Annotated in this window: 19 protein-coding genes and 4 tRNA genes; 9 read left to right on the top strand and 14 right to left on the bottom strand. The window is 69.7% G+C overall.

All coding sequences use genetic code 11. The annotated features are described in order from the left end of the window. Positions 1-127 precede the first annotated feature (127 nt). From RPQ07_RS19700 to RPQ07_RS19685, 4 genes are all read left to right on the top strand, one after another. Positions 128-1,681: a metallophosphoesterase gene (locus tag RPQ07_RS19700; protein ID WP_313945476.1), complete on the top strand. Its 1,554-nt coding sequence runs from the start codon at positions 128-130 to the stop codon at positions 1,679-1,681. A gap of 80 nt (positions 1,682-1,761) precedes the next feature. Beyond that, a tRNA-Glu gene (locus tag RPQ07_RS19695) sits at positions 1,762-1,834 on the top strand. A gap of 38 nt (positions 1,835-1,872) precedes the next feature. After that, positions 1,873-1,947 (top strand) — tRNA-Asp (locus tag RPQ07_RS19690). Between the two features lie 24 nt (positions 1,948-1,971). Continuing rightward, positions 1,972-2,048, top strand: a tRNA-Phe gene (locus RPQ07_RS19685). A gap of 42 nt (positions 2,049-2,090) precedes the next feature. Here RPQ07_RS19685 and RPQ07_RS19680 read toward each other — a convergent pair. The 3 genes from RPQ07_RS19680 to RPQ07_RS19670 all read right to left on the bottom strand — a co-directional run bounded on the left by RPQ07_RS19680 (position 2,091) and on the right by RPQ07_RS19670 (position 4,091). Continuing rightward, a complete protein-coding gene (locus RPQ07_RS19680) occupies positions 2,091-2,915 on the bottom strand; it encodes a cytochrome c biogenesis CcdA family protein (RefSeq protein WP_313945475.1) in 825 nt (274 codons plus the stop codon). Then, positions 2,912-3,649, bottom strand: coding sequence for a DsbA family protein (locus RPQ07_RS19675; RefSeq protein WP_313945474.1), 738 nt, complete (start codon positions 3,647-3,649; stop codon positions 2,912-2,914). The genes RPQ07_RS19680 and RPQ07_RS19675 overlap by 4 nt, the downstream gene beginning before the upstream one ends. A 79-nt stretch (positions 3,650-3,728) precedes the next feature. Next, a complete protein-coding gene (locus RPQ07_RS19670) occupies positions 3,729-4,091 on the bottom strand; it encodes a hypothetical protein (RefSeq protein ID WP_313945473.1) in 363 nt (120 codons plus the stop codon). A 110-nt stretch (positions 4,092-4,201) separates the two neighbouring features. On the opposite strand from RPQ07_RS19670, the gene hrpA reads away from it, so the two are divergent. The 3 genes from hrpA (at position 4,202) to RPQ07_RS19655 (ending at position 8,830) form a co-directional block, all read left to right on the top strand. Further along, entirely contained in the window at positions 4,202-8,131 is a 3,930-nt protein-coding gene (gene hrpA, locus RPQ07_RS19665; RefSeq protein WP_313945472.1) for an ATP-dependent RNA helicase HrpA, read from the top strand. A gap of 143 nt (positions 8,132-8,274) precedes the next feature. After that, positions 8,275-8,349 (top strand) — tRNA-Asp (locus RPQ07_RS19660). Between the two features lie 184 nt (positions 8,350-8,533). Continuing rightward, a complete protein-coding gene (locus RPQ07_RS19655; RefSeq protein ID WP_313945471.1) occupies positions 8,534-8,830 on the top strand; it encodes a DUF6274 family protein in 297 nt (98 codons plus the stop codon). Between the two features lie 357 nt (positions 8,831-9,187). Here RPQ07_RS19655 and bldC read toward each other — a convergent pair whose 3' ends face one another. Together bldC and RPQ07_RS19645 are read right to left on the bottom strand one after the other, a co-directional pair. Beyond that, positions 9,188-9,394 carry a developmental transcriptional regulator BldC gene (bldC, locus tag RPQ07_RS19650; protein ID WP_003949541.1) on the bottom strand — a complete coding sequence of 69 codons (207 nt, stop codon included), beginning with the start codon at positions 9,392-9,394 and terminating at the stop codon, positions 9,188-9,190. 485 nt (positions 9,395-9,879) lie between these two features. Then, the gene (locus tag RPQ07_RS19645) at positions 9,880-10,719 is read right to left on the bottom strand and encodes a hypothetical protein (RefSeq protein ID WP_313945470.1); all 840 of its coding nucleotides are present in this window, start codon (positions 10,717-10,719) and stop codon (positions 9,880-9,882) included. Between the two features lie 186 nt (positions 10,720-10,905). Between RPQ07_RS19645 and RPQ07_RS19640 the strand changes: the two genes are divergently transcribed. Together RPQ07_RS19640 and RPQ07_RS19635 are read left to right on the top strand one after the other, a co-directional pair. Continuing rightward, positions 10,906-12,003, top strand: coding sequence for a Leu/Phe/Val dehydrogenase (locus tag RPQ07_RS19640; protein ID WP_313945469.1), 1,098 nt, complete (start codon positions 10,906-10,908; stop codon positions 12,001-12,003). A 278-nt stretch (positions 12,004-12,281) separates the two neighbouring features. Next, entirely contained in the window at positions 12,282-12,545 is a 264-nt protein-coding gene (locus RPQ07_RS19635) for a DUF3073 domain-containing protein (RefSeq protein ID WP_313945468.1), read from the top strand. Positions 12,546-12,599: 54 nt separating this feature from the next. Here the strand turns inward: RPQ07_RS19635 and purM are convergent, their stop codons facing one another. From purM to purS, 9 genes are all read right to left on the bottom strand, one after another. Next, positions 12,600-13,700 carry a phosphoribosylformylglycinamidine cyclo-ligase gene (gene purM / locus RPQ07_RS19630; RefSeq protein ID WP_413777753.1) on the bottom strand — a complete coding sequence of 367 codons (1,101 nt, stop codon included), beginning with the start codon at positions 13,698-13,700 and terminating at the stop codon, positions 12,600-12,602. A 33-nt stretch (positions 13,701-13,733) separates the two neighbouring features. Continuing rightward, the gene (gene purF / locus RPQ07_RS19625; protein WP_313945467.1) at positions 13,734-15,251 is read right to left on the bottom strand and encodes an amidophosphoribosyltransferase; all 1,518 of its coding nucleotides are present in this window, start codon (positions 15,249-15,251) and stop codon (positions 13,734-13,736) included. A 72-nt stretch (positions 15,252-15,323) separates the two neighbouring features. Continuing rightward, entirely contained in the window at positions 15,324-16,139 is an 816-nt protein-coding gene (locus tag RPQ07_RS19620) for an META domain-containing protein (RefSeq protein WP_313948951.1), read from the bottom strand. Positions 16,140-16,231: 92 nt separating this feature from the next. After that, on the bottom strand, positions 16,232-17,023 hold the full coding sequence (locus RPQ07_RS19615) for a maleylpyruvate isomerase family mycothiol-dependent enzyme (protein WP_313945466.1): 792 nt from the start codon (positions 17,021-17,023) through the stop codon (positions 16,232-16,234). Positions 17,024-17,036: 13 nt separating this feature from the next. Continuing rightward, positions 17,037-17,933, bottom strand: coding sequence for a M23 family metallopeptidase (locus RPQ07_RS19610; protein ID WP_313945465.1), 897 nt, complete (start codon positions 17,931-17,933; stop codon positions 17,037-17,039). Between the two features lie 60 nt (positions 17,934-17,993). After that, positions 17,994-18,494 (bottom strand): ArsR/SmtB family transcription factor, encoded by a 501-nt coding sequence (locus RPQ07_RS19605; protein WP_313945464.1) that lies wholly within the window; start codon positions 18,492-18,494, stop codon positions 17,994-17,996. A 110-nt stretch (positions 18,495-18,604) separates the two neighbouring features. Further along, a complete protein-coding gene (gene purL, locus RPQ07_RS19600) occupies positions 18,605-20,854 on the bottom strand; it encodes a phosphoribosylformylglycinamidine synthase subunit PurL (RefSeq protein WP_313945463.1) in 2,250 nt (749 codons plus the stop codon). Continuing rightward, the gene (gene purQ, locus RPQ07_RS19595) at positions 20,851-21,531 is read right to left on the bottom strand and encodes a phosphoribosylformylglycinamidine synthase subunit PurQ (RefSeq protein ID WP_313945462.1); all 681 of its coding nucleotides are present in this window, start codon (positions 21,529-21,531) and stop codon (positions 20,851-20,853) included. Before purQ ends, purL begins: the two co-directional genes overlap by 4 nt. After that, positions 21,528-21,773, bottom strand: coding sequence for a phosphoribosylformylglycinamidine synthase subunit PurS (gene purS / locus RPQ07_RS19590; RefSeq protein ID WP_313945461.1), 246 nt, complete (start codon positions 21,771-21,773; stop codon positions 21,528-21,530). The genes purQ and purS overlap by 4 nt, the downstream gene beginning before the upstream one ends. Between the last annotated feature and the right edge of the window lie 118 nt (positions 21,774-21,891).

Here is a 21,891-nt window from a genome sequence, read left to right as displayed (position 1 = left end):
TGTCACGTACGCCGTCCGGCCGGTCGCCCCGGGCCGGGCCGCTCGGCCGGCCCGGGTGCCTCCGAGCCCTCCCCGTACGCCCGGCCGGCCCGGCATGCCGCCCCGCATCACTGGGCATACGCGCCCAATGGCACGCAAGGTCCCGGAACCGGTCCGAGCCGCGACGACACGGCTGCAACGCCTCTATCGCTCCCGCCACACCGAACCGACCAGCGCCCTCGTCCATACGCCGCACCCGTGGGCCCGCGCACTGGGACTGACCGTCGTCGTGCTGTTCGGCGCCTGGCTCGGCCTGCTGATCGTCGGCAGCGTCCGCACCCCGGTCGGGCCGATGAACACGAGCATGACGCTGCGCCCGGACCTGACCGGCGGCACGAAGATCAACGTCTCGCCGCTGGGCGCCCTCGAACTCGACTCCCATGTGGCACCCATCCGGCTGGACGTGGACGTCGACCAGCTCGACCCGGTGCGTTCCCAGGCACTGGTCGAACACCCCGAACGGCTCGCCGGCCTCCAGGACGAGGTCGCCAGCGACGTGGCCGACGGCACCACCGAACTGGCCGTGCGCTCCTGCGTCGCCGTCGTCTCCGGCGCCACCGCCCTCGGCCTCGCCGTCTACCGCCGCCCGCGCCGCGCCCTCGCCGCCGGCGGCCTGGCCCTGGCGCTGCTGGCGGCCTCCGGTGTCTCCGCGTACGCCACCTGGAACCCGAAGTCCGTCCTGGAGCCGAAGTTCTCCGGACTGCTCTCCAGCGCCCCGTCACTGGTCGGCAACGCCCGCTCCATCGTCACCGAATTCGACGTCTACCAGCAGGAGTTGGCCCGCCTGGTCACCAATGTGACCAAGCTGTACGACGCGACGTCGACCCTGCCCACCTATCAGCCGGACCCGCTGAGCATGCGGGTGCTGCACGTTTCCGACATCCATCTCAACCCGGCGTCGTGGCACATCATCAGCTCGCTGGTGGAGCAGTACGACATCGACGTGATCATCGACTCCGGCGACACGATGGACCACGGAACGGCTGCCGAGAACGGCTTCCTGGACCCCATCCGGGATCTCGGCGCCCCCTATGTGTGGGTCCGCGGAAACCACGACTCCGACGTCACACAGGCGTACCTCTCCCGGATGAAGAACGTCCACGTCCTCGACAACGGCAGGGCCGTCACGGTCAACGGGGTGCGGATCGCGGGCAGCGGGGACCCCCAGTTCACCCCGGACCGCTCGGTCGTCGCCCAGGGCGACCCGGCCGAACGCATGACCGGCATCCGCCTCGCCTCCGCCCTGCGCGACCAGGAACGGGCGGGCACGCCGGTGGACATCGCGGTCGCCCACAACCCGGTGGCGGCCCGCCAGACCGACGGCACGGTCCCGCTCGTCCTGGCCGGCCATGTCCACCGCCGCCAGACGGAGGTGATGAAACTCGGCACACGGCTGAAGATCGAGGGCTCGACGGGCGGCGGCGGCCTGCGGGCCGTGCAGAACGAGAAGCCGGAGAAGGTGCGGGCCTCGCTGCTCTATCTGGACCGCTCGACGAGGAAGCTCCAGGCGTGGGACGAGATCACGCTGGGCGGCCTGGGACTGACGACGGCCGAGGTCAGCCGCCATCTCCCGGAGGACAACCAGCCGGGTGCGGTGCCGTCCCCGAGCGTCTCCTCACCCTCCCCCTCGGCGACCCCCTAAACCGTTTTGGCGATACCTCCCTGCATCCCATATGCTTCTCACGTCCCCGACGCGCTGCGAGGCGCCCAGGCGGGCCTTTAGCCCTCATCGTCTAGTGGCCCAGGACGCCGCCCTTTCAAGGCGGTAGCACGGGTTCGAATCCCGTTGGGGGCACGCATCACCCTGTGCGAGACTTGTCTCGCACATTGCTTGGTCCTGTGGAGCAGTTTGGAGTGCTCGCCACCCTGTCAAGGTGGAGGCCGCGGGTTCAAATCCCGTCAGGACCGCTGTGGTCACGCGAGTGATCGCGTGGCTGGGTAGCTCAGTTGGTACGAGCGATCGCCTGAAAAGCGATAGGTCGCCGGTTCGACCCCGGCCCCAGCCACCACCCGAAGGCCCCGATCCCCGGATCGGGGCCTTCGTCGTTCCCCTACGCCTCCTCCCGCCTCCGCCACCCCCGTACCCCCAGCACCACCGCCGCGACCGCGACCACCGCGATCAGCAGGGCCCAGTCCGGGACCGCCCTGCCCACGTCGCCCGCCCACTGTTCCGCGGCGAACGAGTCGTCGACCGACAGCAGGCCCGGCAGGGCCGTCGCGCCGTCGAAGAGCAGGAACAGCGTGCCGAGGACGACGAAGAACAGGCCCGACGCCAGCGAGGTGGTGTGCAGGTGCAGGCGGCCGATGGTCAGTGCGCGGCCGCGGAGCCAGCGCCTGCTGCCCAGGTCGTAGCGGTCCCACAGCAGGGCGAGCAGGAACAGCGGGACCGCCATGCCCGCGGCGTAGACCGCGAGGAGCAGTCCGCCGTAGGCCGGGCTGCCGCTGAGGGCCGACACCGTCAGCACGCTGCCGAGGATCGGGCCCGCGCAGAAGCCGGCGAGGCCGTAGACCAGGCCCAGGGCGTAGACCGGGAGGGCCGTCGTCGGGCGGATGCGGCCCGAGAGCGCGGCCATCCGGCGGGAGGCGAATCCGAGGCCGAGGATCTGGGCGAGACCCAGCACGATGATCAGCCAGCCGCCGGTGGTGACCAGCAGATCGCGGTTGCCGTAGAAGAAGCGGCCCGCCAGCGAGCCGGCGGCGCCGAGCGGGACGAGGGTGGTGGCCAGACCCGCGTAGAAGATCGCGGTGCGGGCAAGCAGCCTGCCGGCCGAGTCGAGGGAGTACGCGAAGAACGCCGGGAGCAGCAGTGCGCTGCACGGACTCACCAGAGCGAGCAGGCCGCCGAGGAAGGCGGCCAGATAGCCGAGGTCGGTCATCGGGCGGCCTTCGCCGCCGCGTCGACCGCCTCGGTGAACGTCCGCTCCGACTGCGCGCCCGCGATCGGCCGGCCGTTGATCAGGAAGGACGGCGTCGAGGTGGCGCCGAGACCGTACGCCTCGTCCTGGTCCTTCTTCACCGCCTTCTTCGCGGCGGCGCTGTCCACGTCGCGGCCGAAGCGGGCGAGGTCCTTCACCCCGGCCTCGCGCGCCAGCGCCTCCAGCCGGTCGCCGGTGAAGCCCTTCTCCTTGGCGCCCTCGGCGTACGCGGCGGCGTGGAACTGCCAGAACCGGCCCTGCTGTCCGGCCGCCCAGGCGGCGCGTGCGGCGGACTCGGACTCCGCGCCGAAGATCGGGAAGTTGCGCCACTCGATGCGCAGGACACCCGCGTCGACGTACTTCTTCACCAGCGCCGGTTCGGTGTCGCGGGCGAACTTGCCGCAGTAGCCGCACTTGAAGTCGGCGTACTCGACCATCACGACGGGCGCGTCCGCGCGGCCCATGGCGAGGGGGTCACCGGCGTCGCGGCGGGCGAGTTTCACCAGTTCGGGATAGGTGCCGGCGCCCGGTTCTGCGGACACCTCGGCGGCGGGGCCGGATTTCGAGGGCGACTGAGGTCGGGTGGCGGTGTACGAGGCGAAGCCGAGCAGCAGCGCGGCGACGAGCACACCCGCGGCGATGGCGACGGTCGTGCCGGAGGGCCGGGACGATCGGGCAGAGGGGGAGGAAGGCATGGTGGTTCGGTACTCCTGAGCGAGAAGAAACAGCGAGAAGGACGCCGTGAACGGACACGCGCGAGCGGCCCGTCGCCTTCTAGACGCGCAGGACGGACAGATCCACCGGGGTGGGCGGGGCGGGTGGCGGCGGGGCCCGGTCGGGAGTGATGACCGGGGTCGCGGCGGTCAGGACCGGGCCCGTGAAGCAGGGCGCGTCATGCGGCGCCGGCAGCAGTTCGTACGCCGCCGAGCCGCGCGGCGGGGTCGCGGGATGCGCCCCCCGGTCCCCGTCCGGCGCCCCCTTGCCGCATCCGGGCGCCTGCCCCTGCGCGGTCACCACGATCACGTCGTCGGCGGGGTTCGCGTACGACGGGGAGCACAGGAGCAGCGCGAAGAGCATGCCCAGCAACGCGGTCGCGGTCACCGCGGAGCGGTACCGGCGGTGGCGGCCGATGGGCATGAACGTGCGGCCCTTCGTGGGGAGGTGAACGGATCTGCTCCATACTGCACCAGCTTGTGGGCGAAATGCGTTCGCCAGTGCTTTCCCGGGGGTGCGATCCTGGGATCCGTATGTCTACTTCCTTCGCCGACCTTCAGACCCTCCTGGCCGGGGCATCGCTGCGCGACGCCCACCGGCTGGGCCGTCGTCTCGAAGGCGCCCGCCGCATCCGTAAGCCCGAGGCGCGGCAGGCCGTGCTGGACGAGATCGCCGCCGAGGCCGAGCAGTCCGCTGCCCGCACCGCCCGGCGCGCGGAGCGCATGCCCGCGATCACGTACCCCGAGCAGCTGCCCGTCAGCCAGAAGCGGGACGAGATCCTGGAGGCGATACGGGACCACCAGGTCGTGATCGTCGCGGGCGAGACCGGCTCGGGAAAGACGACGCAGATCCCCAAGATCTGTATGGAGCTCGGCCGGGGCGTGCGCGGCATGATCGGCCATACGCAGCCGAGACGGATCGCCGCCCGGACGGTCGCGGAACGGGTCGCCGAGGAGCTGAACACGCCGCTCGGCGAGGCCGTCGGCTGGAAGGTCCGCTTCACGGACCAGGTCAGCGGCAACACCTTCGTCAAGCTGATGACGGACGGCATCCTCCTCGCGGAGATCCAGACGGACCGCGAGCTGCGCGCGTACGACACGATCATCATCGACGAGGCCCACGAGCGGTCCCTCAACATCGACTTCCTGCTCGGCTATCTCGCCCAGCTGCTGCCCAAGCGCCCCGATCTCAAGGTCGTCATCACCTCCGCGACCATCGACCCGGAGCGGTTCTCGCGCCACTTCGGGGACGCCCCGATCGTCGAGGTCAGCGGGCGTACGTACCCGGTCGAGGTGCGCTATCAGCCCCTTCTCGAGGAAGAGGGTGACGACAGCGACCGCGACCAGATCACCGCGATCACGGACGCCGTCGAGGAGCTCCAGGGCGAGGGCAAGGGCGACATCCTCGTCTTCCTCTCCGGTGAGCGGGAGATCCGCGACACCGCGGACGCGCTCAACAAGAAGCAGTACCGATTCACCGAGGTGCTCCCCCTCTACGCGCGGCTCTCGCACGCCGAGCAGCACCGCGTCTTCCAGCCGCACACCGGCCGCCGGATCGTGCTCGCCACGAACGTCGCCGAGACCTCGCTGACCGTCCCCGGCATCAAGTACGTGATCGACCCGGGCACCGCCCGTATCTCCCGCTACAGCCATCGCACCAAGGTCCAGCGGCTGCCGATCGAGGCGGTCAGCCAGGCCAGCGCCAACCAGCGCAAGGGCCGTTGCGGCCGTACCTCCGACGGCATCTGCATCCGGCTGTACTCCGAGGACGACTTCGAGTCCCGTCCCGAGTTCACCGACGCCGAGATCCTGCGGACCAACCTGGCCTCCGTCATCCTCCAGATGACCGCCGCCGGCCTCGGGGACATCGAGAAGTTCCCCTTCATCGACCCGCCGGACCACCGCAACATCCGCGACGGTGTGCAGCTTCTCCAGGAACTGGGCGCGTTCGACCCCGCCCAGAAGGACCCGAAGAAGAAGCTGACCCAGCTCGGCCGCAAGCTCTCGCAGCTGCCCGTGGACCCGCGGCTGGCCCGGATGGTCGTGGAGGCCGAGAAGAACGGCTGCGTACGCGAGGTCATGGTGATCGCGGCCGCGCTCTCCATCCAGGACCCGCGCGAGCGACCCGCCGAGAAGCAGACGCAGGCCGATCAGCAGCACGCGCGCTTCAAGGACGAGACGTCCGACTTCCTCGCCTTCCTCAATCTCTGGCGCTATGTCCGCGAGCAGCAGAAGGAGCGCGGCTCCTCCAGCTTCCGCCGGATGTGCAAGCAGGAGTATCTGAACTTCCTGCGCATCCGCGAATGGCAGGACATCTACGCCCAGCTGCGCCAGGTCACCAAGTCCATGGGCATCGAGGTGAACGAGGACGACGCGCCCGAGACCAGCGTCCACATCTCGCTGCTGGCCGGCCTGCTGTCGCACATCGGCCTCAAGGACACCGACAACAAGAACGAGTACCTGGGTGCGCGCGGCGCCAAGTTCGCGGTCTTCCCCGGCTCGGCGCTGTTCAAGAAGCCGCCGCGGTTCGTGATGTCGGCCGAGCTGGTGGAGACGTCCCGGCTGTGGGCGCGGGTCAACGCCAAGGTCGAACCGGAGTGGATCGAACCGCTCGCGCAGCATCTGCTCAAGCGCACCTACAGCGAGCCGCACTGGGAGAAGGACCAGGCGGCCGTGATGGCGTTCGAGAAGGTCACGCTGTACGGCGTGCCGATCGTCGCCCAGCGGAAGGTCAACTACGGGCGCATCGACCCGGAGACCTCCCGCGACCTGTTCATCCGCAACGCCCTGGTCGAGGGCGACTGGCGCACGCACCACAAGTTCTTCGCGGACAACCGCAAGCTGCTGACCGAGGTCGAGGAGCTCGAGCACCGGGCCCGCCGGCGCGACATCCTCGTGGACGACGAGACGCTGTTCGACTTCTACGACCAGCGCATCCCCGAACACGTGGTGTCCGGCGCGCACTTCGACTCGTGGTGGAAGCACAAGAAGCGCGAGGAGCCCGAACTCCTCGACTTCGAGCGCGAGATGCTCATCAACGAGAAGGCCGCGGGGGTCACGAAGGACGACTATCCGGACTCCTGGCGGCAGGGTCCGCTGAAGTTCCGGGTGACGTACCAGTTCGAGCCCGGGGCCGACGCCGACGGTGTGACCGTCCACATCCCCCTCCAGGTGCTCAACCAGGTCACGGACGAGGGCTTCGACTGGCAGATCCCGGGCCTGCGCGAAGAGGTCGTCATCGAGCTGATCCGCTCCCTGCCGAAACCGGTCCGCCGCCACTACGTTCCCGCGCCGAACTACGCGAAGGCGTTCCTGGAGAGGGCCGTGCCCCTTCAGGAGCCGCTGCCCGTGACGCTGGCGCGTGAGCTCAAGCGCATGGTGGGGGTGCCGGTCGGCGCCGAGGACTTCGATCTCACCCGGGTCCCGGACCACTTGAAGATCACGTTCCGGATCGTCGACGAGCGCCGCCGCAAGCTGGCCGAGGACAAGGACCTGGAGGCGTTGAAGCTCCAGCTGAAGCCGAAGGCCCGGCAGGCGCTCTCCAAGGCGGCAGCGGCCGCCACGGCGGGCCCCTCGGGGTCGGGCGAGTCCCTGGAGCGCACCGGTCTGACGGACTGGACGATCGGGACGCTGACGAAGGTCTTCGAGACCCGGCGCGCGGGCCAGCCGGTGAAGGCGTATCCCGCGCTCGTCGACGAGGGGGACAGCGTCGCCGTACGCCTCTTCGACACCGAGGCGGAGCAGCAGCAGGCGATGTGGCGGGGCACGCGGAAGCTGATCCTGCTCAACATCCCGGTCAACCCCGCCAAGTTCGCCTCGGACAAGCTGAGCAACCAGCAGAAGCTCGCTCTGTCGGGCAATCCGCACGGTTCGGTGCAGGCCCTGTTCGACGACTGCGCCACCGCCGCCGCGGACAAGCTGGTCGCGGACCACGGCGGACCGGCGTGGGACGAGGAGTCGTACCGGAAACTCTACGACAAGGTGCGTGCCGACCTCGTGGACGCGACCGTACGGACGGTGGGCCAGGTGCAGCAGATCCTGGCTGCCTGGCAGGCGTGCGAACGCCGGCTGAAGGACACGAAGAGCCCGACCCTCGCCGCCAACGTCCAGGACGTACGGACCCAGCTGGCGGCCCTGATGCCGGCGGGCTTCGTGACCCTCACCGGTCTGCGCCGTCTTCCGGACCTGATGCGGTATCTGGTCGCCGTGGACCGCAGGCTCCAGCAGATGCCGACGTCGGTGCAGCGCGACACCACGCGCATGGAGAAGGTCCACGACATGCGGGACGAGTACGCGTGGCTCCTGGAGCAGCTGCCCCAGGGACGGCCGGTGCCGCAGGAGGTCCTGGACATCCGCTGGATGATCGAGGAGCTGCGGGTGAGCTACTTCGCCCACGCCCTGGGCACCGCGTACCCGGTCTCCGACAAGCGGATCGTGAAGGCGATCGACGCGGCCGCGCCGTGACGGACCCTGGGGCGATCGCCGTGACGAACCCCGTGGCGATCGCCGTGACAAGGCCGTCGCTCACCGTGAGTTCGACCGCCGGGCCCGGCCTGCTGTAGAGTCTCTTCTCGCAGCACAGCGCACGATTCGGAGCTGCAAAACCTGGTCCTGTGGAGCAGTTTGGAGTGCTCGCCACCCTGTCAAGGTGGAGGCCGCGGGTTCAAATCCCGTCAGGACCGCACAGACGACGAAGGCCCCGCACCATCACGGTGCGGGGCCTTCGTCGTTCTCGCCGTCTTGACGACGCCATCCGCCGCCGGTACCCACTGACTAGGGGCCCTTCGCCGGCCTGCCGTCCGGACACGGCGGACGAGACGGACGAGCGGGCGAGGGCGGGGACGGCACACACCGGAGGTGACGTGCATGGCGGCGTCCACGGCGAGGCGGCACGAGACGAGGGCACTTCTGCGAGCCCATCTGGCGGCGGCTTCCGGCTATCGGCATCTGACGCGCAACTGCCCCATCTGTCATCGCCTCCTGAGGCTCGCCATGGAACCGTCGGCGGACAACGAACCCGCCGGCCTCCGCCCGCCCGTGGCGTCCGGGACGCCCGAGGCCTCCGAGACATCCGAGGGGTCCGGGTCTCGCCGGACCTCCGAGGCTCCCCAGCCGGCCGCAACTCCCGTCGGCGCGGAGAGCGGAGGCACCGCCGACGCGTGACGTCGGGCGGGTTGCGGCCCGTTCCGGGGGCGTGCGGCGGGGAGTTGGCAAGAGTCGTGCAGTGTGACGGGAGTCACCGCGTGGGTTTTCAGAACCCCCCTCCTTAACCCCTCCCTACAACCGACCAATTTAATATGTGCCATTGCACTGCCCCCAAAGGGTCTCCCGCGCTCTCCGGGAGCGCCCTGTGCAGGGGCGATGCCGGCGCCCGAAGAAGCGCACAAAAAAGATCGCGCTGGACCCGGCGGAGTCCAGCGCGATCGATGACGAAGTCTGTTGGGGCAGAGCCCGTCATGTGGAGCTATGGGTGGGCTTACCGGGATGGGGGTCCCGAATACGCCCGTTTCAACGGGGCTTTCAGGCCTCGCTGCGCTGCTGCGGGATACCCGCAAGCAGTGCGCGGACCTCAGCCTCGCGGTACCGGCGATGTCCACCGAGAGTTCGGATGGACGTGAGCTTGCCTGCCTTCGCCCAGCGGGTGACCGTCTTCGGGTCCACGCGGAACATCGTGGCAACCTCTGCCGGGGTCAGCAGCGGCTCGGCATCAGGGGTGCGAGCGGTCATGAGCGGCCTCCTCGGGAGAACCGAACCTTCTCGGTTCTTTCCTCTAAATTCTGCACCTTGACCCGCGTTGCCCGAAATGGCGGACGCGGGCCGAGTCGGTTATAGGACGAACGGCTTGTCCTCGGCACTACAACTACACCATCTGTCCAGCCACGTCGGCCAAACCGACGGAATTGCCCTCTGAGGTGTTCATCAGTGGCGGAAGCCGATGGACCATGCCATAACGGACAGTCACGCCACAGTGACGATCAGTCACAGAGCGATCAGGAGTCACCAGACCCCCCATAGAGCGCAATACCGAGAAATCCGCCTGAAGTTGGACGGAAGGAGTCCTCCCCGGACTCCTTGTCCTATTTTGACACGAGGGTAGGCGATAGGCGCAAGGGCCCAGTTAGTGCAGTCCGTCACGCTTGAGACAAAGGCCCGGATCGGGACCTACGTCCTGGACGGAGGGGCTCGGCGATCTCATCGATCCCCAGAATCGATCAGTTTGCGAACTGAAGGTCCCTCACGGCCCGCCAGCGCTCTACGAGACGGGCGTACGCCGCGCTCGCGCCGTCACTGTCGCCGGCCCCCAGCGCCGTGATCCCCGCGGCCAGATCCGCCGCCGAACGGTCCTCCTCGAGGTGCGCTCCACCGAGCGCGTGCACCAGGCCGCCGTAGTCCAGCTCGACCAGGGAGCGCGGGTGGAACTCCTCCAGCCACTTCCCGACGTCCACCAGCCCGTCGGTCAGCAGACCGCCGTCTGCCGACTCCCGCAGCGTCCGCAGCGAGCGGGCCACCCGGCGCCGCGCCTGGACCATCGGCGTGCGGTAGCGCAGCACGGCCGCCTCGGGCCCGGCCGGCTCGTAGACGCGCTCCTCGTCCGAGAACAGCGCGAACCAGCGCACCGGCACCTGCCACACCGCGGTCCTGATCCACGGCCGGGCATCCGGGTTCCGCTCCCGCCACTGCTCGTAGTCGGCCGCTGCCTGTCCGCGCACGACCGGCGGAAGCGCCGCGTCCAGCAGTGCCGCCGGCAACTGCTCGGTCAGCTCCTCCAGCGCCAGCCAGCCGCGCAGCCGGGTCCGCCAGGGGCAGACACAGACCACACCGTCGATCTCCGTGACGAAGGCGTCGCCGCTCTCGTGGACGGGCACCGGGACGGGCGGGGTGGGCAGCAAGTCCGCCAGTGAGCGCCGCAGTTCGTCCTGCGCCGTGGGGGTGCTCTCCCGCTTGGCGTAACGGGTCCAGTGGGCCCGCTCCGCGTCCGGGAAGGCCGCCAGCGGTTCGTAGACCCGCAGGTAGGCCGCGTAGGGAACGGGGACCGAGGACAGCGCTGGCATGTCGCGAATCCTTCCACGCCCGTACTCCGCCAGGGGGTGATCCTCGGCACTGCGTCGGATCTACCCTGACGTAGGACTTACCCTCGTGCCCAACCGGACCTCCCCACCCCTTCCCCTGCCACAAGCGACGGGGAGACCCCAAGGGGGTCCTCCACATCCGCCGCTTCGTACTTGGGAGTCACCACAGTGACCGATCTGACCGGCGCGCCCGTCCCCGTCGATGTCCTGCACACCCTGTTCCGGTCGGACCAGGGCGGCCACGAGCAAGTCGTGCTGTGCCAGGACCGCGCCTCCGGCCTCAAGGCCGTCATCGCCCTCCACTCGACCGCCCTGGGCCCCGGCCTGGGCGGCACCCGCTTCTACCCGTACGCCTCGGAGGCGGAGGCCGTCGCCGACGCGCTGAACCTCTCCCGCGGGATGTCGTACAAGAACGCCATGGCCGGTCTCGACCACGGCGGCGGCAAGGCGGTCATCATCGGTGACCCCGAGACCCTCAAGAGCGAGGAGCTCCTGCTGGCGTACGGCCGGTTCGTCGACTCCCTCGGCGGCCGCTACGTCACCGCCTGCGACGTCGGCACCTACGTCGCCGACATGGACGTCGTCGCCCGCGAGACCCGCTGGGCCACCGGCCGCTCCCCCGAGAACGGCGGCGCGGGGGACTCCTCCGTCCTCACCGCCTACGGCGTCTTCCAGGGCATGCGCGCCTCCGCCCAGCACCTGTGGGGCGAGCCCTCGCTGCGCGGCCGCCGGGTCGGCATCGCCGGCGTCGGCAAGGTCGGCCACCACCTCGTGGGGCATCTGATCGAGGACGGCGCCGAGGTCGTCATCACGGATGTCCGCGAGGAGTCCGTACGCCGTATCCGCGACAAGCACCCGCAGGTCACCGCCGTCGCGGACACCGACACGCTGATCCGCTCGGAGGGCCTGGACGTCTACGCGCCCTGTGCGCTGGGCGGCGCGCTGAACGACGGCTCCGTCCCCGCACTGACCGCCACGGTGGTCTGCGGAGCGGCCAACAACCAGCTCGCCCACCCGGGCGTCGAGAAGGACCTCGCGGACCGCGGCATCCTCTACGCGCCCGACTACGTGGTGAACGCCGGCGGAGTGATCCAGGTCGCCGACGAGCTCCACGGCTTCGACTTCGACCGTTGCAAGGCCAAGGCGTCGAAGATCTTCGACACCACGCTGGCAATATTCGCACGTGCGAAGGAGGACGGCATTCCGCCGGCCGCCGCGGCCGACCGGATCGCCGAGCAGCGCATGGCGGACGCCCGCCGGAGCTGACCGCACGGACGCCGGCCCGCCGTATCGGGAGACAAGACTCACCCCGGTCGGCGGGTCGACCGCCAAGAAGAGGTTAAAATCGCAGTTGACCAGCGAGGACGGGGCTCCTCGCGGGTCCTGTGAAGTGGCACCTCATGCGGGCGGCGTACCGTATGGCCGCGGAAGCAGGTACCGTTGAAGCTCTACGGACCGGTCTCTCCACGGAGAGCCCGTTCCGACTCATGAACGCGTGTCAAGACTCTGGGGCCGTCGAGCCCCGTCACCGAGGGGGTCGAGCCATGGGGCGCGGCCGGGCCAAGGCCAAGCAGACAAAGGTCGCCCGCCAGCTGAAGTACAACAGCGGCGGGACTGACCTGTCGCGTCTGGCCAACGAGCTGGGCGCTTCCACTCCGAGTCCGATTTCGAGCCAGCCGCCGAACAGCGAGCCGTTCGAGGACGACGACGAGGAAGACGACCCGTACGCACGGTACGCGGATCTGTACAACGACGACGAGGACGAGGACGAAGAGTCCGGCCCGTCGTCACAGCGCCGCGGCGCTTGACGTCGTCACCACCGACCCGGTCCGGGGCCCGCCCCGGACCGGGTTCTGTGCTGTTCAGCTCGCGTAGTCGCCGGTGAGCTCCGCCCCGGTGGTCCGGTCGCCGCGCTCGGTGATCTCTCCGGTCACCCAGGCGTCCACACCGCGGTCCGCGAGCGTGGTCAGCGCCGCGCCCACCGATGCCTCGGGGACGACGGCGATCATGCCCACGCCCATGTTCAGCGTCTTCTCCAGCTCCAGCCGCTCGACTTGGCCGGCCGTGCCGACGAGGTCGAAGACCGGACCCGGCGTCCAGGTCGACCGGTCGACGATCGCGTGCAGGTCGTCGGGCACGACGCGGGCCAGGTTGTTGGCGAGCCCGCCGCCGGTGACGTGGCTGAAGGCGTGCACCTCGGTGGTCCGGGTGAGGGCCAGGCAGTCCAGCGAGTAGATCTTCGTGGGCTCCAGCAGTTCCTCGCCGAGCGTGCGGCCGAACTCCTCGACCTGCTGGTCCAGCGACATGTTCGCCCGGTCGAAAAGGACATGGCGGACGAGCGAGTACCCGTTCGAGTGAAGGCCCGACGACGCCATGGCGATCACCGCGTCACCCTTACGGATACGATCCGGGCCCAGCACCCGGTCGGCCTCCACCACTCCGGTGCCGGCGCCGGCGACGTCGAAGTCGTCCTCGCCCAGCAGACCGGGGTGCTCGGCCGTCTCACCGCCGACCAGGGCGCAGCCGGCCAGCACACAGCCTTCGGCGATGCCCTTGACGATGGCGGCGACCCGCTCGGGGTGGACCTTGCCGACGCAGATGTAGTCGGTCATGAACAGCGGCTCGGCGCCGCAGACGACGAGGTCGTCGACGACCATGCCGACGAGGTCGTGGCCGATCGTGTCGTACACGCCCATCTTCCGGGCGAGATCGACCTTGGTGCCGACGCCGTCCGTGGCGGAGGCGAGCAGCGGACGCTCGTAGCGCTTGAGGGCGGAGGCGTCGAAGAGGCCGGCGAATCCGCCGAGGCCGCCCAGGCCCGCCGTCTCGGGGCGCTGGGTCTTCTTCACCCACTCCTTCATCAGCTCGACGGCGCGGTCGCCGGCCTCGATGTCGACACCCGCGGCCGCGTAGCTGGCACCGGTGCCCGCGTGCAGGGCACGCTCGGAAGATTCAGCAGACATTGCCGGAGAACTTTCGTGTCGTTGAGCGGGGTCTCACGGGCGACGGAGCGCGTCGGCGGCGTCGGCGCCGCCCGCAAGCTCGGTCTCCAGAAGCTGCTTGCCGAGCAGCTCGGGGTCGGGGAGGTCCATCGGGTACTCGCCGTCGAAGCAGGCGCGGCAGAGGTTCGGCTTGTCGATGGTCGTGGCCTCGATCATGCCGTCGATGGAGATGTAGGAGAGCGAGTCGGCACCCATCGAGGTGGCGATCTCGTCGACCGTCATGCCGTTGGCGATGAGCTCCGCGCGGGTGGCGAAGTCGATGCCGAAGAAGCAGGGCCACTTCACCGGCGGGGACGAGATCCGGATGTGGACCTCGGCGGCGCCGGCCTCGCGGAGCATCTTGACCAGGGCGCGCTGGGTGTTGCCGCGGACGATCGAGTCGTCCACGACCACCAGGCGCTTGCCCCGGATGACTTCCTTGAGGGGGTTCAGCTTGAGGCGGATGCCCAATTGGCGAATGGTCTGTGAGGGCTGGATGAAGGTGCGGCCCACATAGGCGTTCTTCACCAGGCCGGAGCCGTAGGGGATGCCGCTGGCCTCGGCGTAGCCGATGGCGGCGGGGGTGCCGGACTCCGGCGTCGCTATCACCAGGTCCGCGTCGACGGGCGCTTCCTTGGCGAGTTTCCGGCCCATCTCCACACGGGAGAGGTAGACGTTCCGGCCGGCGATGTCGGTGTCGGGGCGCGCCAGGTAGACGTACTCGAAGACACAGCCCTTGGGCTTCGCTTCCGCGAATCGCTGGGTGCGGAGACCGTTCTCGTCGATGGCGATGAGCTCGCCCGGCTCGATCTCGCGGACGTAGCTCGCGCCGCAGATGTCGAGGGCCGCGGACTCGCTCGCGACAACCCAGCCGCGGTCGAGCCTGCCGAGGACGAGCGGGCGGATGCCCTGCGGGTCCCGGGCGGCGTACAGGGTGCCCTCGTCCATGAAGACGAGCGAGAAGGCGCCCTTGACGTCGGGGAGGATCCTGGCGGCGGCTTCCTCGATGGTCAGCGGCTTGCCGTCGTCGTCGACCTGGCCCGCGAGGAGCGCGGTGACGAGGTCGGTGTCGTTGGTCGCCGCGACCTGGGTGGAGCGTCCGTCCTGCCGGGGCAGATCGGCGACGAGCCCGGCGAGCTCGGCGGTGTTGACCAGGTTGCCGTTGTGGCCGAGCGCGATGGAGCCGTGGGCCGTGGCCCGGAATGTCGGCTGCGCGTTCTCCCACACGGAGGCGCCGGTCGTCGAGTAGCGGGCGTGACCGACCGCGATGTGTCCCCGCAGAGATCCGAGGGACGTCTCGTCGAAGACCTGCGAAACGAGGCCCATGTCCTTGAAGACGAGGATCTGGGAGCCGTTGCTCACCGCGATTCCCGCGGATTCCTGACCTCGATGCTGAAGGGCGTAGAGCCCGAAGTAAGTGAGCTTTGCGACCTCTTCGCCCGGAGCCCAGACACCGAAGACGCCACAAGCGTCCTGGGGGCCTTTCTCACCGGGGAGAAGATCATGACTGAGTCGACCGTCACCACGTGGCACGGCACCGAGTGTAGGCGAGATCGACCACTGGTCCGAATTGGGGACTACCCGGGTCTCTCGGTGACCGCACGGTCACCCGGTGGTGGCGTTCGCGGAGATGCCTTTTCCATTCGCCGCGGTGAGGGTGAGACCGCGGTGCTGAAGGTTGAACGTCACCTTTCCCTCGAGCGCCTTGCGCATGTGGTTCTCCACCGTGCCCGCGGTGCCGGCGCACATCTTCCGGGTGCTGGCCAGGCGGTCGAAGGTGATCGTCGAGCCGGAGACCTTCGCCGTGCTGCTGAAGGTGTTGCAGCCGAGGCTGCCGCGTACGGAGCCGTCCTTGGCGAGGGTGAAATAGGCGTTCTTCTCGGTGCCGGCCGGCAGGGACGTCGCGACATCGCCCGTGAGCAGCGAGTTCACCGTCCACTTGGTGCCCGCGAGGGGTGCGGCCGGCTCGGAGGTCAGGGTGATCGAGTCACCCTTCGGGGTGGTCAGGGTGAGGTTCTTGTCGACGAGCTTGGCCTTGAGCTTCCCGGTGAAGGCGTCCTTCATCGCCTCCTCGAAGCCCTGGATGTCCTCGGCGCAGCCCATCTCGGTCATCTCGCCCTTGCCGACGGTGACGGTGTCGCCCTCGACCTTCACGGCGGCGCCGAACTGGTTGCAGCCGTAGTTGCCCTGGGCGCGGCCCTTGTCGGTGATCTCGACATGCGCGCCGTTCGGGGCAGCCGACTTCTTGCCGTCGACGGTGACGCTGTCGACGGTCCAGTGCACGCCGGTCAGGGGCAGGTCGGTCGTGACCGATCCGCCCCCGTCGCCGCCCGACCCGGAACCGGATCCCGATTCCGTGCCGCAGGCTGCGAGCGCGAGGAGGGCCAGGGCAGTGACAGGAATGCTCAGCTGGTTACGCATACCGATGTGACGGAGCACACCGCGCTCCGGTTCCCGCCCGTACGCCGGGCGGGCGTGCCTGCCCGTACGCCGGGTGGGCGTGCCGGCCCGGCTCAGCCGAGCACCGGCAGCAGCGCGGCGAGGTCGGCCCGCTCGCCGCTGGCGCTCACCTTCGCGGCATCGAGTGCCTCGGCCCAGCCGGTGCGTCCGGTGGCGAGCCTGATCCAGGTCAGCGGGTCGGTCTCGACGACATTGGGCGGGGTGCCCCGGGTGTGCCGGGGGCCCTCGACGCACTGGACGACCGCGTAGGGCGGCACCCGGACCTCGACCGAGCCCCCGGGCGCCTTCACGGCGAGCGCGTCGGCCAGGAGCCGGGTGCAGGCGGCGAGCGCCTGCCGGTCGTACGGGATCGCCGTCCCGGCCGCGTCGTTCAGGTCGTCGGTGTGGACGACGAGTTCGACGGTCCGTGTGACGAGGAAGTCGCCGAGGCGCATGGCTCCGAACCGGGTCGGGATCAGCCGGTCGTCGGGGACCCCCGCAAGCGCCTCCTCGATACGGGTGGCCGCGTGCTCGTACAGCTCGTCGGTGGTGGCGCCGGCCACCAGTGCGCGGACGTCCTCGTCGACCTGACCGGCGGCCGATGCCGTGGCGAACGGCCATTCCAGCAGGGCGACTTCCTGCCGCGCGGGCTCCGGCAGGGCGAGGTTGCGGGCGACGACGGCGACGGCCATGGACAGATGGGCGGCCAGCTCGCGCACCGTCCAGTCCCCCAGCCGGGTGGGCAGCTCCTGCTGCTCCGGCGTGAGCTTCGACACCCCGTCGCGTACGTGGCCGAACTGGGTCAGCACGGCCGTACGGATCTTGCCGGGGTCGTAGCTGCGGGTGCGCTTTCTGGCTGGTGGCATGGCCCGAGGGTAATCAATCGCGGTGCGTCGGCAGGGCTGTTTCTCCGGCCGGGAAAGTGGCCTGCGAAGGGTCCGGGGAGACGGCCTGCGAGGAGTCCTCCGTGGACCCGGCCGTGAACGTCTCGCCGTTGCGCGGGACGCCGATGGCCCGCCACGCGAACGGGACGCCCCGGGCGGTGTCCAGGTCCGTCCCGTCCATCAGCTGGAAGTGGACGTGCGGCTCGCTGGAGTTGCCGGAGTTCCCGCAGCGGGCGATCTGCTGCCCGGCCCGGACGGTGTCGCCCGCGCGGACGCTCAGCGAACCGCGCTGGACGTGGGCGTACATCGCATAGGTGCCGTCGCCCAGGTCCAGGACGATGTGGTTGCCCACGACCCAGGAGGCACCGCCGATGTCCCGCACGCTCGCCTCGACGAGCAGCATGTAGACCAGCATCACGAGGGAGTTGCGGCTCAGATGGTCGCGCCGTCCGTCCGAGGCGTGCACGACGGTGGCGTCGGCGACCGCGAACAGCGGTGCGCCGAAGGCCGGGAAGGCGCTGTTGCGACGGGCGAGCGGCCAGAGCCAGGCGAACGCGGGGCGCGCACCCTTCTCGGGCTCCGCGACGATGTCGATGGCGTACGTCTGCCCGTAGCCGTGGACCCCGTGGCTCGGCACCTTGTCCGCCGGGCTGTTGAGCGCGGACCACCGGCCCGCGACCGGGGCCTCCACCTCGACGGCGGGCGGCCGGTGGGCGTGGACGCCGCGCGCGCGGCGGCTCAGCTCCACGACGATGGCGAGAGCGAGAGCGCCGGGCAGCCAGACCCAGTGCGGGGAGAAGGGCAGCTCCGTGACGAGGCTCGTGACAACCAGCGCGAAGAAGACGACCCAGCAGACCCGCTGGGTCACCATCAGCAGCTTCTGGACGGACATCGTCATCACCTCTCGTGGCGATCGGGGTGGTCGGGCGGTTCCTGGAATCGGACAGGGGACCTACGGGCGGGCCGCGGCGAGCGCGACCAGCAGGGGCACCACCCGCGCTCCCGGCACCTCGTAGCGGCCACGGCTCGCGGTGTGCAGCCAGCCCGCGGCGGTCAGCTGGCGCAGGTGGTGGTAGATCTGGCCGGTCGTGCCGAGGCCTTCGAGCTCGGTGAGCTCGGCCGCGGTGCGCCGGCCGCCGAGGATCTCGCGCAGCAGGCGGAGCCGTACGGCATGGCCGAGAGCGGCGAAGGAGTCCGCGGCGTCCGACCAGTCGCCGTCGAGCAGCTGCTCACTCAGCAGGCCGTACTGCCATTCGTACTGCTCCTGCGTCGGCAGCCGCACGGCCCCGGTGAACAGCACTCCCCCGCTCTGCGCGCCGGCCTCGGCGAGCTGCTCCTTGAGGCCCTCCAGCGCCCAGAAGTCGCCCTCGCCCAGCCGGGGAGCCGCGCGGTCCGCCTGCTCTAGGGCGGCGAGCCGGCGTTCCAGCGCGGCGACCCGTTCTTCCAGTTCCATGATTGCCAACATACGTAATTACGTAATCTCGCGCAACGGTCGGACAGGTGTCCGGACACGACGGAGCCCCCGCCCCCGGAAGGGGGGCAGGGGCTCAGCGGATGCTGCGGTCAGACCAGCAGACCCGGGATCGTCTCCTCGTGCGCCGTGCGCAGCTCGCTCAGCGCGATGCCGAACTCGCCCTGGACCTCGATCTCGTCCCCGTCCACGACACCGATACGGGTCACCGGCAGACCTCGCGCACCGCACATGTCGGTGAAACGCAGTTCCTCGCTGCGCGGCACCGAGACGACCGCGCGCCCCGCCGACTCGCTGAACAGGAAGGTGAAGGCGTCCAGACCGTCGGGAACGACCAGCCGCGCACCCGTCCGGCCGCGCAGGCAGGACTCGACGACCGCCTGGATCAGACCGCCGTCGGACAGGTCGTGCGCCGCGTCGATCATGCCGTCGCGGGAGGCCGAGATCAGGATCTCGCCGAGCAGCTTCTCCCGGTCGAGGTCCACGGCCGGCGGCATACCGCCGAGGTGGTCGTGGACGACCTGCGACCAGGCAGAGCCGCCGAACTCCTCCTTCGTGTCCCCGAGGAGGTACAGCAGCTGCCCCTCCTCCGCGAACGCGATGGGCGTACGGCGCGTGACGTCGTCGATCACACCGAGCACCGCCACGACCGGCGTCGGGTGGATCGCCGTCTCACCGGTCTGGTTGTAGAGCGACACATTGCCGCCGGTGACCGGGGTGCCGAGCTGCAGGCAGCCGTCCGCGAGACCACGGGTGGCCTCGGCGAACTGCCACATGACGGCCGGGTCCTCGGGCGAACCGAAGTTCAGGCAGTCGGAGATGGCGAGCGGCTTGGCACCGGAGGCGGCGACATTGCGGTACGCCTCCGCCAGCGCGAGCTGCGCGCCCGTGTACGGGTCGAGCTTGGCGTACCGGCCGTTGCCGTCGGTCGCCATGGCCACGCCCAGGTTCGAATCCTCGTCGATCCGGACCATGCCCGCGTCCTCGGGCTGCGCCAGGACGGTGTTGCCCTGCACGAAGCGGTCGTACTGGTCGGTGATCCAGGCCTTCGAGGCCTGGTTCGGCGAGGCGACCAGCTTCAGGACCTGCTCGCGCAGCTCCTGCGAGGTCGACGGCCGCGGCAGCTTGCCCGCGTCGTCGGCCTGGAGGGCGTCCTGCCACTCGGGGCGGGCGAACGGCCGGTGGTAGACCGGGCCGTCGTGCGCCACGGACCGCGGGGGCACGTCCACGATCTGCTCGCCGTGCCAGAAGATCTCCAGCCGCTCGCCCTCGGTCACCTCACCGATGACGGTGGCGATGACGTCCCACTTCTCGCAGATCTCCAGGAAGCGGTCGACCTTGTCGGGCTCGACCACCGCGCACATGCGCTCCTGCGACTCGCTCATGAGGATCTCCTCGGGCGAGAGCGAGGAGTCGCGCAGCGGCACGGTGTCCAGCTCGACCCGCATGCCGCCCGAGCCGGCGCTCGCCAGCTCGCTGGTGGCGCAGGACAGCCCGGCGCCGCCGAGGTCCTGGATGCCGGCGACGAGGTGCTCGCGGAAGATCTCCAGGGTGCACTCGATGAGGAGCTTCTCCTGGAAGGGGTCGCCGACCTGGACGGCGGGGCGCTTGGCCGGGCCGGTCGCGTCGAAGGTCTCGGACGCGAGGACCGAGACACCGCCGATGCCGTCGCCGCCGGTCCGGGCGCCGTACAGGATGACCTTGTTGCCGGGGCCCGAGGCCTGCGCGAGGTGGATGTCCTCGTGCTTCATCACACCGATGCAGCCGGCGTTGACCAGCGGGTTGCCCTGGTAGCAGGCGTCGAAGACGACCTCGCCGCCGATGTTCGGCAGGCCCAGACAGTTTCCGTAGCCGCCGATGCCCGCGACGACACCGGGCAGCACCCGCTTGGTGTCGGGGTGGTCGGCGGCGCCGAAGCGCAGCGGGTCGACGACGGCCACGGGGCGGGCGCCCATCGCGAGGATGTCGCGGACGATGCCGCCGACGCCGGTGGCCGCGCCCTGGTAGGGCTCGATGTAGCTGGGGTGGTTGTGCGACTCGACCTTGAAGGTGACCGCGTAGCCCTGGCCGACATCGACGACGCCGGCGTTCTCGCCGATACCGACGAGCATGGCGTCGTTCTCGGGGACCTTCTCACCGAACTGCTTGAGATGGACCTTGCTGGACTTGTACGAGCAATGCTCCGACCACATGACGGAGTACATGGCGAGCTCGGCGCCGGTGGGACGGCGGCCGAGGATCTCGTTGATCCGCGCGTACTCGTCCTGCTTCAGGCCCAGTTCGGCCCAGGGCTGGTCGACGTCCGGCGTCTCGGTGGCGTGCTTGACGGTGTCGAGGGTCATGCGGTGACCAGCTTCTTGATGATCGAGGTGAAGAACGCGAGGCCGTCGGTGCGGCCGGTGCCGACCAGCGGCTCGACAGCGTGCTCGGGGTGCGGCATCAGACCGACGACATTGCCCTCGGCATTGGTGATGCCGGCGATGTCACGGAGCGAGCCGTTCGGATTGCCGTCGAGGTAGCGGAAGGCCACCCGGCCCTCGGCCTCGAGCTCGTCGAGGACCCGCTCGGCGGCGACGTAGCGGCCGTCGATGTTCTTCAGCGGTACGGAGATCTCCTGGCCCGCCTCGTAGTCGGCGGTCCACGCGGTCGTCGCGTTCTCCACCCGGAGCTTCTGGTCGCGGCAGATGAAGTGGAGGTGGTTGTTGCGCAGCATCGCGCCCGGCAGCAGATGCGACTCGGTGAGGATCTGGAAGCCGTTGCAGATACCGAGGACCGGCAGTCCCGCCCTGGCCTGCTCGATGAGCGTCTCCATCACCGGCGAGAAGCGGGAGATGGCTCCCGCGCGCAGATAGTCCCCGTAGGAGAAACCTCCGGCGAGGACCACGGCGTCGACCTGCTTGAGGTCCTTGTCGCGGTGCCAGAGGGTGACGGGCTCGGCGCCGGCGAGACGCACGGCGCGCAGGCTGTCCCGGTCGTCGAGCGTTCCGGGGAAAGTGACGACTCCGATGCGAGCTGTCACGACTCCACCTTTACGACGAAGTCCTCGATGACGGTGTTGGCGAGGAACGTTTCGGCCATCTCGTGGATGCGGGCGAGGGCGGCGTCGTCGACCGGCCCGTCCACCTCCAGCTCGAAACGCTTTCCCTGACGTACGTCCGCGATGCCGTCGAATCCGAGACGGGGCAGTGCGCGCTGAACTGCCTGTCCCTGGGGGTCGAGGATCTCGGACTTGAGCATGACGTCGACTACGACGCGTGCCACGGGCACTCCCGGTGGTGTGTTGCGAGGGCGGTTCCCTCAGCGTACCCGGCCCGAAAATCTACTCGCGTAGATATCCGGAGAACATCCTGGGTAACGCACGGAGAAAATCCAGGAAAAA

The organism is Streptomyces sp. AM8-1-1 (assembly GCF_032229325.1).
Lineage (GTDB): Bacteria > Actinomycetota > Actinomycetes > Streptomycetales > Streptomycetaceae > Streptomyces > Streptomyces achmelvichensis.
This window is presented reverse-complemented; position numbering and strand designations above follow the sequence as displayed.